This is a genomic window from Winogradskyella aquimaris (assembly GCF_042676105.1).
GTDB lineage: Bacteria > Bacteroidota > Bacteroidia > Flavobacteriales > Flavobacteriaceae > Winogradskyella > Winogradskyella aquimaris.
In genome coordinates this window covers 58779-72663 of the sequence record NZ_JBHTJQ010000009.1, presented here as the reverse complement: position 1 = coordinate 72663, position 13885 = coordinate 58779, and the positions used below count along the sequence as shown (strand labels likewise).

Below are 13885 nucleotides of genomic sequence, written 5' to 3'. Positions count from 1 at the left end.
ATGGACATTAAAATCGCTTTTACAATTTGTTCTAATAATTATTTAGCCCAGGCTAATACGCTCAAGACCTCTTTTTTAAAACATAATCAAGATTTTGAATTTTGGATTATACTGGTAGATGAAAAGAGTTCTGAGGTAGATTATGGTTTATTTGAACCTGCAAAGTTAATTTTAGCATCAGAAATTTCGGTTTATGATTTTGAGGATTTACTCAATAAGTATAATATTATTGAATTAAATACATCGATTAAGCCAAGCCTATTTAAGTATTTTATTTCTCAATATAAGAGTATTAAAGCGATTTATTACTTAGATCCAGACCTATACTTTTACAGTTCTTTGTCACTTGCTGATAACCTCTTATCATCTGGTAAATCAGCAGTCTTAACACCTCATATATTAGACCCAATAACCAGAGATGGATTCTTTCCTGATGAAAATACGTTTTTAAATTTTGGCATTTACAATTTAGGTTTTATAGGTATAGACCCAAATAATATTAATGCGTTAAGACTATTGGATTGGTGGGAGGAGAGAACTTTACATCATGGGCAAATAGATTTGTGTAGAGGTTATTTTGTAGATCAATTATGGATGAATTTGGCACCGATTTTATTTGAAGATATTGCTATTATAAAGAATTATGGCTACAACATGGCTCCATGGAATTTACACGAAAGAACGGTAACTGATGTTAAAGATAAGATGATAGTAAATGCAGCGGATGATCTTGTTTTTTATCATTTTAGTAAACTGTCTGAAGATGAAAATAAGGTGTCCAAAGTTTATAACCGTTATAAATTGAGCGATCTAGAGAGTTTGAGCCTACTTTATGAAAATTATAAACTGCTTGTTGCTAATAATAATTACGATAAGTTCAAAACAATAGAAATCGCTTACAAATTAAGACCAGTAGCGCCTAAAGAAGAAAAAAAGAACTTTCTAATTAAAGTCAAAAGAAAAATAAAAAAACTACTCCAATAATTAAGTTTGAATTTTATAAAGCAAATATTAAATAAACTACCCTATATAAAAGGCCTCTACAAGAGAGATAAACTTTATAGAGATAATGCCCATTTTTTACCTGGTCATTTTTATTCTGCGATCCCAAACTTAGAAGAGGTTAAAAAAGATGAAGATAGAATTTGGAAGGGTATTCAATATGATGGTATTGATTCAATCAACCTCAATATAGATACTCAAAAGAAAGTTCTCAATGACATAAGTGCCTACTATTCTGATATGCCTTTTGAGGATGAGTATAATGAAGATTTAAGATATTATTTTAATAATCCATACTATTTATATACAGATGGTATAATATTATACGGGATGTTAAGGCACCTAAAACCCAAGCAAGTCATAGAGGTTGGCTCTGGCTTTTCATCTGCATTAATGTTAGATGTTAACGATATCTTTTTTGATAGTAAAATAAAGTTTGGTTTTATAGAACCGCATACAGAGCGACTCGAAAAACTCATCAGTAAAGGAGATAAGGATAAAATATCAATATTAAAATGCCGTGTGCAAGATGTTGATATAGAATATTTTAAATCTTTAAAGGAGAATGATATTTTATTTATTGATAGCACCCACGTGTCAAAATGTGGAAGCGACTTAAATTACTTGCTTTTTGAGGTACTTCCTATATTAAATAAAGGAGTTTATATTCACTTTCATGATATTTTTTATCCTTTTGAATATCCAAAAGAGTGGGTTTTTAAAGGGTATAATTGGAATGAAAACTATCTACTAAGAGCTTTTCTTATGAATAATAACGCCCACAGTATACAAGTTTTTGCTCACTACTTACATTTGCATCATAAAGACGTATATAAGGATATGCCATTAGCATACAAAAATACAGGCGGCAATCTATGGTTAAAAAAAGAATCCCATTAAATAATTTAATTGACTAAATTACTTTCCATAATAACAATTAATTATAACAATGCCGATGGTCTAAAAAAGACTATGGATAGCGTTAGAGATCAGTCCTGGCAAGAATTTGAGCACATAGTAATTGATGGGAACTCTACAGACAAAAGTTTAGAAATCATAAAATCTTACACTTACAAGAATTTAAATTGGATTAGTGAACCAGATACTGGTATCTATAATGCAATGAATAAAGGGATAGACAGAGCTCATGGAAAATACCTTTTATTTTTGAATAGCGGTGATTTTTTAGAACACAAAAACGTTCTTAGTACGGTGTTGAATTTTTTAACTCTAGAAAAATCTATAATATCAGGTGATATAATCTTTAAAAAAGAAAACAGCCAAAGATTAAGACAACATCCAGAAAAGATGAGCTTTTCGTATTTGATAGGCAATGCTATTTCTCACCCTTCAACCTTCATAAAACAAGATTTATTTGAAACTTATGGCAAGTATGATGAAAATTTAAAGATAGTTTCTGATTGGGCTTTCTTTTTAAAAGTGTTAGGTCTCAATGATGAGACTTACATACGGTTACCGGAAACAATTACAGTTTTTGATGCCACAGGCATTTCGTCTTCAGAAGAAAATATAAACCTAGTTAATAAGGAAAGAACACAAGTTTTGAAACGGTACTTTCCAACCATATTCAATAATGAAGATGATACGTATATTTTCAATAAATTCATAAGTAATCACAAGCGGTTTAGATACTTAAAAATAATTGAGGAATATCCTTTTTTTAGAAAGGTTACTACGCTAGTACTATCATTTTTTGTTTCAATAATAAAGCTATTTAGATTTTCAAAATGATACAAAAAGTAGCCATAATTGGGCCTATTGGCGATTTTGGAGGGCGAGAACTAGAAACTGGCTTTATTGCAAAGACCTTGTCAGAAGACAGTTGTGAGGTTAGTGTTGTAAGTACAGCTAGATGTACTTCAAAATCGCAAATATTTGAGTTCATTAAGTCTGAACAGCTCCAGATTTTGGATGAATTGGTAATAAAAAGAAATCTATTATTCAGGTTTATAGCTAAATTAGCGTACTTAAGGTCACATCGGAAAAATCCCTTGAATTTTTATTCGTCTAACAAGTTTTCAAAAAAACTTGGATATAAGAGTTCTGCCATAAAAGTCTTAAATCATATTGTTGAAAAAGCAGATTTGGTCATTATATGTGCCCAGATTAGTAGTGCTTATGTTAAGGAAATTGTAGAATTTGCATTTGATAAGCAAATACCTTTAATTATTAGAACCTCCAGCAAAATATCAGAAAATGACATAAAGCACAAAGACTGGCTAGAAAAAGTAACACTATTCTTTCACCATTCCGAATCCAACGCTAAAAGACTATCATTTCTTAACAACCACGATTACAAAATCATAGATCAGTGTACTTTCAAAGAAGAAGAAATGTTAGAAATAGAATGTCCTAGCAGTTTCAAAAATATACTATTTATCGGAAGATTATCCCCAGAAAAGGGTGTCGTTGAGTTGGTAAACTATTTTAAGGTTTACGGTAAAGGACTATGCTTAAATTTAATTGGTGATGGGCCTTTGTATAACAAAATAGCAACATTAACTCAGTCCGTAGATAATATTAACTTATTGGGTTATAAAAGCCAGGAAGATATTATTACGCACTTTAAAAAAAATGATACTATAATCATCTCATCTTTTAAAGAATCGGGTCCCTTGGTAGGATTGGAAGCAATGGCTTCTGCAAGATTAATTATTTCTACTAAAGTTGGGGCGATGTCACATAGGTTAAGCAATACAATTAATCAATTTTGGTTAGATATAAATGATCCTAAAAGTTTAGAGGACGTTTTTATTAAAATGAAAGGCTTAACAGAAGAAGAAATTAGGAAAATAGCAGAGAAGAATAGGGAAGTTTATTTATTAAATTACAGAAAAAATACACTAGAGAATCTTTACAAAAAGAGTATTTTTAACCTATTAAAAGCAAAACCAACCGTTTAATATCATGCGTGTAGGAATGAATCCTCAGAAGCAATCTAAAAAGATAAAGTTAGATTGCCAACACAGACTTATTATTATAGTTTTTATTCCTTCCTTAGAAGGTTACTATAAAGATGTCTTAGAAGTTTTTAAGCTCTGTTTGGAGTCTGCAATAGTTACCACAAATTCTAATTGCGCTATTACAGTTGTTAATAATGCATCTTGCCAGGAAGTTAATACATACTTAAAGAAAAAACTAGATGAAAATGATATAGATACGGTCATTCATCACAAAAAAAACATTGGTAAAATAGATGCTTTAATAGGTGCGGCAAGAGCTAGTAGAGAGCCAATTATTACCATTTCTGATGTAGATATATTATTTAAAAATGGTTGGCAGCGAAGTGTTGAAACTGTTTACGAAAATTTTAAAAACACAGCGTCCGTATCGCCAATACCTGCTAGAATGTTCAAAAATTATGAGACCTATTCAACTTTTGAGAAGGTTTTATTGGGGAAAGTAAAATTCTCTTACGAGTCCATACCACAAAATCATGATGATTACAATAAATACCTATTGAGCACTCACAATCAAGAAGAATCTGATAAGAATTTAAAATGGCCTGTGATTACTTCTAACGGTCATAAAGCAATTATAGGTAGTGGGCATCAAATTTTAAGTATGAGGCGCGAACTTTTCTTTACAACCGTGCCAATAGAACCTTCGCTTGTTTTGGTGGGTAATAGATCGGAGTATAATTATTGTGACGATCCAATCAATTACTCAGGCGGTATGCGATTGGCCACATATAATAATATGGCCTACCACATGGGAAATACAGTAGAAGATTGGATGCTACAAATACAAAAGGACAATATCTCAAAAGGAGAACAAGTTAAAGAGGGTAGTAAAAAAATTGACTTACCAAGCTTTAAGCCTAAAACACCTAATAGAACTTTATATAATTTAAGAAAAAGGGTTTCAAATAGACTATTTAATATTATTTATAAATAGAAAAAATTGGGAAAAACCATAGCCATAATACCTGCTAGAGGTGGGTCAAAAAGATTGCCAAACAAGAATATCATAGATTTCAATGGATTACCACTTTTGGTACATTCTATCAATTATGCCAAAGATAATATGGATATTATAGATGATATTTATGTATCCACCGATGACAAGAAAATAAAGAGCGTGGCAATAGCGCACGGCGCAAAAGTATTAGATAGGCCTTCAGAAATAAGTGATGATAATGCAACCACAGTAGCTGTATTGAAACATGCGCTTCAATTACTTGGTAGCGATGTAGAGTGTGTTATACTACTGCAAGCAACCAACCCACTGAGACCAAAATCTCTACTTAAAGATGCGTATAACGCATTTAAAATTAATAATTGTGACAGTTTGTTTACCGTAAGTAGAGACCATAAAAAATATGGTAAAATTAAAGACAATAGATTTTTGCCATTTAACTATAAAATTGGGCAACGTAGTCAAGATTTAGAGCAATTGTATTATGAGAATGGTTTATTGTACATTACCAATGCTCAATTAATAATGGATAACATTATATTCAACGAAGAATCTTTTCCTTATGTGGTAAATCATCCATTTGCTAAAGTAGATATTGATACGTTAGAAGACTTAGACTATGCAGAATATTTAATTTCTAAAGAAATCGGCAGATGACAGTTGCAGAAAAGCTAAAACATATTTTCAAAAGTTTTTATAACAGAATAATAGGTAAGCGACAAGATCCTATTTTTATTGTTGGCACTGGCCGTTGTGGAAGTACCTTGCTTGTAGACATCTTAATGACCAATCCAGATATACAAATAGACCAAAACGAGCAATACGATTGGTTTTTGCCAGAGGCAAATGATAAAGGAAAAAAGCACAACCCTATCTATTCAGATATTGTAAATTTTGAAATTACAGTAAAAAAGAGCTTAGAAAAGTGGACACCTTTTTACAAGTCTAAGTTAAGAATCATGATGGATGCCAAAATGAACAAGACAAATAGGCGATTTTTTTTTAAGAGTCCTGCAATAACATTTATGCTTCCAGAAATTGAAAAACTTTACCCCAGGGCAAAATATATTCACTTATATAGAAATGGTTTTGCAGTAGCCAGATCATGGTTTAAAAAAGAGTATTTCCGAGTACAAGAGTACCAAGATAATTTCACCGAAGATGAGTTCATTATAGAATGTGCTAAGTATTATAACGCCTCAATTTTGGTAATCAATGATTTTTTTAAGGATTTAACCGAAGATCAAAAATTTGAAATTAGTTATGAAAAGTTAGCCAAGAACCCAGAGGAGGAAATTAATAAACTACTAAAATTCTCTAATGTAAAAAGTAACTGTAACTTTGATTTCAGCCAAGTAAAAAGCACTAATTTCAAAATAGAGAAAATAGAGGAACCCTTGAAGTCAAATTTAGAGACGATTATGCATAAAAGTCTTAAATCACTACATTATATATAATATGTCAAACCCTTTTATAGAAATACAAGGACGTAAAATCGGAAGAGATTACCCTCCATTGGTCATAGCCGAAATAGGTATTAACCACGAAGGGTCGCTAACAGTTGCCAAAGAAATGGTAGATGCGGCTCATAGAGCAGGTGCAGAAGTTGTAAAACACCAAACGCATATAGTAGAAGATGAAATGAGTAAAGCGGCAAAATCTGTAATTCCGGGTAATGCAGATGTTTCAATTTACGAAATTATGGAGCGATGCGCCTTAGACGAAAACGATGAGTTAGAGCTTAAAAACTATGTAGAAAGCAAAGGCATGATTTTTATCTCTACGCCATTCTCAAGAGCAGCAGCAGAGCGTTTAAAAAAGTTTGATGTTTCTGCCTATAAGATTGGATCTGGGGAATGTAACAACTATCCATTGCTAGAACACATTGCTAAATTTGGCAAACCAGTTATTATGAGTACAGGGATGAACACTTTAGAAAGCGTCTCAAAGGCAATTGAAGTATTTAAAAAGAACAATACGCCTCTAGCGATTTTGCATACCACTAATTTATATCCAACTCCAACGCACCTAGTACGTTATGGTGCTATGATGGAGTTGCATAATGCTTTTCCAGATTATGTATTTGGTCTTAGTGATCATACCTTAAATAATAATGCTTGTCTAGGTGCTGTAGCACTAGGCGCGTCTATTTTAGAACGACATTTCACAGATCATATGCAAAGAACAGGTCCGGATATAATTTGTAGTATGGATGAAAAAGAATGTGCAAATCTTATAACAGGAAGTAAGGAAATATGGTCTATGCGAGGTGGTACCAAAGTACCAGCCAAGGAAGAAAAAGTAACTATAGATTTCGCATTTGCAACAGTGTGCAGTATAAAGAATATAAGAAAGGGTGAAAGATTATCTGAGGAAAATATCTGGGTAAAACGACCAGGTACAGGTAAGATTTTGGCTGAAAACTATAATGATATTCTAGGGAAAATAGCGACAAGAGATATAAATGATGGAGAGCATTTAGATTATATTGATTTTGAGTAACTTAAATCTAGGCTTTTAATGCGAAAAATAGTATTTCTTACAGGTACAAGAGCAGATTTTGGTAAAATAAAATCATTGGTTCAGAGTGTGGAAGATCATCCTGAATTTGAGCCCTTTATATTTGTTACAGGGATGCATTTACTTAGGGAATATGGTTATACGTTGATTGAGGTTGAACGCAGTGGGTTTAAAAATATAGCTACATTTCATAACCATACCGACGAGGCTACAATGGATTTAACTCTGGCCAAAACCATTAACGGCTTTTCGGCTTATATCAAAGATGTTCATCCAGACTTAATAGTGGTGCATGGCGATAGAGTGGAAGCATTGGCAGGAGCCATAGTAGGTAGTCTTAATAATATTTTAGTTGCTCATATAGAAGGTGGAGAGCTATCAGGTACTATAGATGAGCTCATAAGACATTCAGTATCTAAGTTAAGCCATATTCATTATACATCTAATGAAGAAGCAAAACAACGCCTTTTACAAATGGGTGAGCTCGAAGAGTCTATTTTTACCATTGGATCTCCAGATGTGGATATTATGTTTTCAGATGATTTGCCAAGTATAGACGAAGTAAAACGGTACTATGAAATTAATTTTGAGTCCTACGCAATAGCCATGTATCATCCTGTAACGACAGAGGTTGAAAATACAGAAGAGGAAGCCAATCATTTTGTTGATGCACTAATTGAAAGTGGTAAGAACTACGTAGTTATATACCCGAATAACGATTTGGGCAGTAAGTTGATATTAAAAACCTATCAAAGGCTCAATGCCAATCAACGATTTAAAATTTTTCCATCTATTCGTTTCGAATATTTTTTAACCCTTTTAAAGGAATCCGATTTTATCATTGGCAATAGTAGTGCAGGTGTAAGAGAAGCACCCTACTATGGTATACCGACTATTAATATAGGAAACAGGCAATTAAACAGAGCATCATCATCAAAGATTGTAAATGTATCGCACCAAAAGAATGATATACTTAGTGCAATAAACGAATTACCAAATGGTCATGAAGTCCTAACTGAAATATTTGGAAAAGGTAATAGTGCTACCTTGTTTTTAAAAAGTTTAGAATCTAACGAAGTTTGGAGTATAAACCACCAAAAGCAATTTAAAGATGCCTAAGGATAAACATATTTTATTCTTGGTTCCCGATGGAGTTGGCATTAAAAACTACCTCTATTCAGAAATTATAAAGCACATTAAGAATAAAGCCAAAATAACAATTTGGTCTCCGCTACCTATTGAAGCTTTTGAGGATGTTAAAACATTACACCAAATAGAGTTTGGCTACAAGCAGATTAAACTTCAGCCAGAAGGTGTTTTAACCAGGCTCTACAGAGAAGCTTCAACTTATGCTAGACTAAAGCATAACACTAAACTAAAGGGTAATCCAACCATTTTAATGAATTGGAGAAAGCCAAACTACAATCTTAAAGTTAAAGTATTATATGAGTTTGCTGAAATTTTAGGTAATTTCATTACTAATAATTACTCTAGGATTTTAAAATTGGAAGCGAAGTCTAGACGCCATATTTCTTCAAAAATAATTTCTTTGTATAAAAGGAACTTAGAGGATCTAAGTCCAACTTCTGTTTTTGTAACACATCAACGTGTACCCGGAATTATGCCTATTTGTTTGGCCGCAAAAAGTATGGGTATTAAAACAATAACGGCAATTTTTTCATGGGATAACCTGCCCAAAGCAAGACTGGCAGTAAAAACAGATTATTACATCGTTTGGTCTCAATGGATGAAAGATGAAATGAAGGATTATTACCCAGAAATTCCACAAGAAAACATACTCCTTTTGGGAACTCCTCAATTTGAATTTTATTTAGACAGTAGTAGAATATTGTCTCGTACCGAGTTTGCTGAAAAGTATGGTTTAGATGTAAGAAAAAAATGGATTTGCTTTAGTGGAGATGATTTAATAACTTCTCCTTACGATCAGGATTTTCTAAATGACGTAGCAGAGTCTTTGTATTCAGAGAAGGAACAAGTTCAAATTATATTCAGAAGATGTCCTGTTGACTTTTCAAAAAGATATGATGAGGTTTTAGATAAGTATAGCAATTTTATAGTGTCTATAGATCCTCTTTGGAATATTGAAACCGAAACAGGCTGGACAGGTTATTTTCCAAAATATCAGGACATTGACATGCAAATCAACTTGGCTTACCACTGCGAAGCAGTTGTTAATTTGGGTTCTACTATGGCTTTGGATTTTGCAACATTTAATAAACCTTGTTTATATCTTAATTATAACCCTTCTATTGATAGTTCTTGGAGTACGGAAAAAATTTATAATTTTCAGCATTTTAGGAGTATGCAAGGTCTAAGACCTGTTGGTTGGATTAATGAAAAAGATTCGATTTTAAGGCAAGTTATGAGGGTGTTTGGTTCGCCACAAGATATTGCGCCAGATATTCAACTTTGGAAAGAAAAATTGGTATTGCATCCTCTAAATAAAAATTCGGAAAAAATCGCAAAAGCTATTTTATAATGCATATTTGCTTCATTACATCTGAATATCCAAAAGAAGGTTTTTCGCATGGAGGTATTGGTTCTTTTGTAAAAACTATAAGCCATCTATTAGCTTTAAAAAACCATAAAGTTACAGTGTTGGGTATAAACACTTATGCTAATGAAGATGAGAGGTTTAAGGATGAACATGTTAATGTAATTAGACTGAAACCCAAAAAAGTGAAAGGTTTAACATGGGTTTTTAATAATAAGTCCATAAATAAGGAACTGAAACAAATACACGAGTCCAACCCTTTAGACATTGTAGAATCAGCAGAGTTAGGGCTAGCATTTATAAAAAAAATACCTTCGGTCAAATATGTTATTAGATTGCATGGTGGTCATCATTTTTTTGCTGAGGCAGAGCAAAGGAAAGTATCAAGGTGGAAAGGTTTTCAAGAGAAGCGCTCTTTTAGTAGAGCAGATGGGTTTATTGCAGTTTCAAAGTATGTCATGGAGCATACGGCCAAATATTTAAGTTATCATAACAAGCCAATAGCGGTTTTGATGTCACCAGTAAATTTGGAAATTTTCAAACCCAGACTAGATATTGAGGTGAAGCTTAACAGACTCTTGTTTGCAGGTACAGTTTGTGAAAAAAAAGGCATCTATCAGTTAGTTAAGGCCATGCCTAAAGTAATAAACCATCATCCAGATGTAGAGTTGCATATTTATGGTAGGGATTGGTTTTTTAAGGACGGTAAATCCTATATTTCGTTTTTAAAAGATTACATTTCAAAGTTGAATTTAAAAGAAGATAGCATCCAATTTAGGGGTACGGTAGATATGAACAGTTTGGCTGAATACTATGCCTCTGCCGACGTATGTGTTTTCCCATCGCTTATGGAAACTCAAGGGCTAGTTGCCCCAGAGGCAATGGCTATGGGTAAATTGGTGATTTTTACGGAGTGTGGACCTGGACCAGAAATTATTGAAGATAAAAAGACAGGCCTTCTCTGCAACCCTTATGATGTGGATGATATTGCAAATAAAATTATTTGGGCATTAGGAAATAAAGAACTAAGCCAAGATATTGCAGAAAGAGGAAGGGTGCACGCCCTAAATATTTTAAATAAAGATTCAGTGGTTAATAGGAATATTGATTTTTATTATAAGATTAAGGATTATTAGCATGGCTTCATTTAAATCAGACTTAATAAAATACAAACGTTACAGTGATAATAAGCCTTCAATAGTTTTAATGTTAACGACACAAGGGTTGTGGGCACTTTTTGTTTATAGATTTTCAAACAAAATTTTTAAATCAAAAATTTTTCCAGTAATAAAGAAACCCTTACTGGTTTTAGCGGTTTTTTGGCAAAAATGGATAGAAATCATTACAGGGATATCAATCCCGTATTCAGTTACTATTGGTCATAGTTTTTATATTGGCCATTTTGGAAATATCATTATCAATTCTAAAGCAATAATCGGTGATAATTGTAATATTTCTCAGGGAGTTACGATTGGTGTTAGTGGGAAAGGGGAACGCAGAGGGGTTCCGACTATAGGTAACAATGTTTATATTGGAGCCAATGCTGTTATAGTAGGGAAAGTAACTATTGGTGATAATGTGGTTATAGGAGCAAACTCACTCGTAGTTGAGGATTTAGAAGCAAATAATACTTATTTAGGAGTTCCGGCAAAAAAAATAAGTAATCGTACCTCGTCAGGATACATTTGATATGAAAAACAAGAGAACAAAGTTTTTGGTTGTTACATATACGCCTTTAATAAAAAAAGAAGGAGAATACTATTCATACTCCCCTTATGTTGATGAGATGGATATGTGGTTCTCTTTTGCTGATGAGTATAGAATTCTTTCGCCAGACTCATATCCTACAGATTTTTTGTCAAAACCTTTTCAATCTAAAAATATTAAAGGTTATCGAATTCCTTTCATTGCCTTTAATTCTTTTAGTAGAATAATCAAAGGTATAGTGCTTTTGCCATTTGTTATTTTTCAGATATTTAGAGCTATGTTTTGGGCAAATCATATTCATTTTAGAAGTCCAGGAAACATTACTTTGATAGGTGCAGTTGTTCAAATTTTCTTTCCATTTAAGAAAAAATCAGTTAAGTATGCTGGTAATTGGGATCCCAATAGCAAACAACCGTTAAGTTATAGAGTTCAAAAGGCTATATTTAGAAATACAATTTTATCAAAAAATATTAATGTATTAGTGTATGGTGAATGGCCTAACGAGACTAGTAATGTTGTTCCTTTTATGTCGGCTACTTACAGAGAAAGTGAAAAACAACCATTTAAACACCGCGATTTTAACGGAAGGCTAAAATTTGTTTTTATTGGTGCAATGGTTGTAGGAAAACGCCCAAAACTTACCGTGCAAATTGTTCAAAAACTTTTGGATAATGGGATAGATGCAGAACTGCACATGTTTGGAGATGGCGATTTAATCGAAGAGATCAGGGAGCTGGTTAAGCATTATAATCTTCAAGATAGAATACACATTTATGGCAATAGAGATAAAAGTGAAATAAAACAATGTTTGTTAGATGCCCATTTTAGTATTCTACCCTCAAAAAGTGAAGGTTGGCCAAAAGCTATAGCTGAAGGTATGTTTTTTGGTGCCATACCAATTTCAACCAAAATATCCTGCTTGCCATGGATTTTAGATTATGGCAAGAGAGGTATTTTGATCGACGAAGATTTAAATGAGGCTTTTAGTGTTATATTAAATGAGCTTAGAAAGGGCAATGACTATCTTAATACTATGTCTAAAAAAGCCCAAGATTGGGCGCAGCAGTATACTTTAGATAGGTTAGAACAGGAAATTAAAAAAGTAGTTATTGGTGATTAGAGTACTTCAAATCATAGATACATTACAAGCTGGTGGAGCAGAACGTTTAGCCGTAAACTATGCCAATGAATTAAGGAATCATAATGTGGTGTCTAGCTTGTGTGCAACACGATTAGAAGGGCCATTACTAAGCTCGTTAGATAATGAGGTGGGATATATTTTTTTAAATAGAAAATCAACTTTAGATATTGGTGCGGTTTTGAAACTTAGAACTTATGTATTAAAAAATGAAATTGATATTATACATGCCCATGCAACTTCCTTTTTTATTGCAACAATCTTAAAAATAGTAACTCCAAGTTTAAAAATAGTGTGGCACGATCATTATGGAAACAGTGAGTTTTTGGATAAGCGACGAGTTCTAATACTTAAGTTTTGCTCATTATTTTTTTCACAAATTTTTAGCGTCAATAGTATTTTAGAACATTGGGCGAAAAAGAATTTATGGTGTAAAAATGTTAGCTATGTTAAAAACTTTCCAGTCTTAAATAAATCAGAACATGATTTAACAACTCTAAAAGGGGAAAGTGGAAAAAGAATCTTGTGTTTAGCCAATTTAAGAGAACAAAAAAATCACATACAACTTCTAGAAGCTTTCAAGGTTGTAATTAAAGATTATCCAAATTGGACACTGCATTGTGTAGGAAAAGATTTTAAAGACCAATATTCTACCTTGTTTTTCAAGAAGATTGAGGAATTGAATCTTGGAAGAAAGGTGTTTTTTTATGATACAAAGTCAGATATTCTTAATATATTAAAACAATCTACAATTGGTATATTAGTATCAAAATCAGAAGGATTGCCGCTTGCCCTACTGGAGTATGGGTTTGCTGAATTGCCTGTTATCTGTACAAATGTTGGTAATTGCAAGGAATTGATTTCTGATAAATCTTATGGTATTTTATTGAATAACGGCAAAAGTTATGACGTGGCTGAAGCTATCATTCGCCTAGTTGAGGATGAAAGCTACAGATTAGAAAGTGCTAAAAAATTTAGTAAAAAAGTGTCTAAGGAATATTCAAAACATACCATTTTAAAAGATGTTGTAGCAGCTTATAGTAGTATAAAATAATTTATAAAGG

14 protein-coding genes are annotated in these 13885 nt (G+C 32.5%); all 14 read left to right on the top strand.

What is annotated here, in order from left to right:
• From ACFQ1K_RS07200 to ACFQ1K_RS07135, 14 genes are read left to right on the top strand one after another with little or no spacing between them, the layout of a single operon-like run.
• Complete coding sequence (locus ACFQ1K_RS07200; protein WP_320555543.1) at window positions 1-984, top strand: hypothetical protein; 984 nt, start codon at window positions 1-3, stop codon at window positions 982-984.
• 6 nt (window positions 985-990) lie between these two features.
• Entirely contained in the window at window positions 991-1902 is a 912-nt protein-coding gene (locus ACFQ1K_RS07195) for a class I SAM-dependent methyltransferase (protein ID WP_320555542.1), read from the top strand.
• A gap of 9 nt (window positions 1903-1911) precedes the next feature.
• The gene (locus tag ACFQ1K_RS07190) at window positions 1912-2754 is read left to right on the top strand and encodes a glycosyltransferase family 2 protein (protein ID WP_320555541.1); all 843 of its coding nucleotides are present in this window, start codon (window positions 1912-1914) and stop codon (window positions 2752-2754) included.
• The gene (locus ACFQ1K_RS07185) at window positions 2751-3926 is read left to right on the top strand and encodes a glycosyltransferase family 4 protein (protein ID WP_320555540.1); all 1176 of its coding nucleotides are present in this window, start codon (window positions 2751-2753) and stop codon (window positions 3924-3926) included. Before ACFQ1K_RS07190 ends, ACFQ1K_RS07185 begins: the two co-directional genes overlap by 4 nt.
• Before the next feature lie 4 nt (window positions 3927-3930).
• Window positions 3931-4920, top strand: a complete 990-nt coding sequence (locus ACFQ1K_RS07180; protein ID WP_320555539.1) for a glycosyltransferase family 2 protein — start codon at window positions 3931-3933, stop codon at window positions 4918-4920.
• Between the two features lie 6 nt (window positions 4921-4926).
• On the top strand, window positions 4927-5598 hold the full coding sequence (locus ACFQ1K_RS07175; protein WP_320555538.1) for an acylneuraminate cytidylyltransferase family protein: 672 nt from the start codon (window positions 4927-4929) through the stop codon (window positions 5596-5598).
• Window positions 5595-6398 (top strand): sulfotransferase family protein, encoded by an 804-nt coding sequence (locus tag ACFQ1K_RS07170; protein ID WP_320555537.1) that lies wholly within the window; start codon window positions 5595-5597, stop codon window positions 6396-6398. The genes ACFQ1K_RS07175 and ACFQ1K_RS07170 overlap by 4 nt, the downstream gene beginning before the upstream one ends.
• 1 nt (window position 6399) lies before the next feature.
• On the top strand, window positions 6400-7443 hold the full coding sequence (gene neuB / locus ACFQ1K_RS07165; protein WP_320555536.1) for an N-acetylneuraminate synthase: 1044 nt from the start codon (window positions 6400-6402) through the stop codon (window positions 7441-7443).
• An 18-nt stretch (window positions 7444-7461) separates the two neighbouring features.
• Window positions 7462-8580 carry a UDP-N-acetylglucosamine 2-epimerase gene (gene neuC / locus ACFQ1K_RS07160; protein WP_320555535.1) on the top strand — a complete coding sequence of 373 codons (1119 nt, stop codon included), beginning with the start codon at window positions 7462-7464 and terminating at the stop codon, window positions 8578-8580.
• Window positions 8573-9961, top strand: a complete 1389-nt coding sequence (locus ACFQ1K_RS07155) for a hypothetical protein (protein ID WP_320555534.1) — start codon at window positions 8573-8575, stop codon at window positions 9959-9961. The genes neuC and ACFQ1K_RS07155 overlap by 8 nt, the downstream gene beginning before the upstream one ends.
• On the top strand, window positions 9961-11112 hold the full coding sequence (locus ACFQ1K_RS07150; RefSeq protein WP_320555533.1) for a glycosyltransferase family 4 protein: 1152 nt from the start codon (window positions 9961-9963) through the stop codon (window positions 11110-11112). The genes ACFQ1K_RS07155 and ACFQ1K_RS07150 overlap by 1 nt, the downstream gene beginning before the upstream one ends.
• 1 nt (window position 11113) lies before the next feature.
• Window positions 11114-11665: a serine O-acetyltransferase gene (locus ACFQ1K_RS07145; protein WP_320555532.1), complete on the top strand. Its 552-nt coding sequence runs from the start codon at window positions 11114-11116 to the stop codon at window positions 11663-11665.
• 1 nt (window position 11666) lies between these two features.
• On the top strand, window positions 11667-12803 hold the full coding sequence (locus ACFQ1K_RS07140) for a glycosyltransferase family 4 protein (RefSeq protein WP_320555531.1): 1137 nt from the start codon (window positions 11667-11669) through the stop codon (window positions 12801-12803).
• Complete coding sequence (locus tag ACFQ1K_RS07135; protein ID WP_320555530.1) at window positions 12796-13875, top strand: glycosyltransferase; 1080 nt, start codon at window positions 12796-12798, stop codon at window positions 13873-13875. Before ACFQ1K_RS07140 ends, ACFQ1K_RS07135 begins: the two co-directional genes overlap by 8 nt.
• Window positions 13876-13885: the final 10 nt, after the last annotated feature.

Coding starts and splice junctions, on each gene's coding strand:
- neuC (WP_320555535.1), top strand. CDS start 7,462: ATGCGAAAAATAGTATTTCTTACAGGTACAAGAGCAGATTTTGGTAAA.
- ACFQ1K_RS07180 (WP_320555539.1), top strand. CDS start 3,931: ATGCGTGTAGGAATGAATCCTCAGAAGCAATCTAAAAAGATAAAGTTA.
- ACFQ1K_RS07150 (WP_320555533.1), top strand. CDS start 9,961: ATGCATATTTGCTTCATTACATCTGAATATCCAAAAGAAGGTTTTTCG.
- ACFQ1K_RS07170 (WP_320555537.1), top strand. CDS start 5,595: ATGACAGTTGCAGAAAAGCTAAAACATATTTTCAAAAGTTTTTATAAC.
- ACFQ1K_RS07185 (WP_320555540.1), top strand. CDS start 2,751: ATGATACAAAAAGTAGCCATAATTGGGCCTATTGGCGATTTTGGAGGG.
- ACFQ1K_RS07200 (WP_320555543.1), top strand. CDS start 1: ATGGACATTAAAATCGCTTTTACAATTTGTTCTAATAATTATTTAGCC.
- ACFQ1K_RS07140 (WP_320555531.1), top strand. CDS start 11,667: ATGAAAAACAAGAGAACAAAGTTTTTGGTTGTTACATATACGCCTTTA.
- ACFQ1K_RS07155 (WP_320555534.1), top strand. CDS start 8,573: ATGCCTAAGGATAAACATATTTTATTCTTGGTTCCCGATGGAGTTGGC.
- ACFQ1K_RS07145 (WP_320555532.1), top strand. CDS start 11,114: ATGGCTTCATTTAAATCAGACTTAATAAAATACAAACGTTACAGTGAT.
- neuB (WP_320555536.1), top strand. CDS start 6,400: ATGTCAAACCCTTTTATAGAAATACAAGGACGTAAAATCGGAAGAGAT.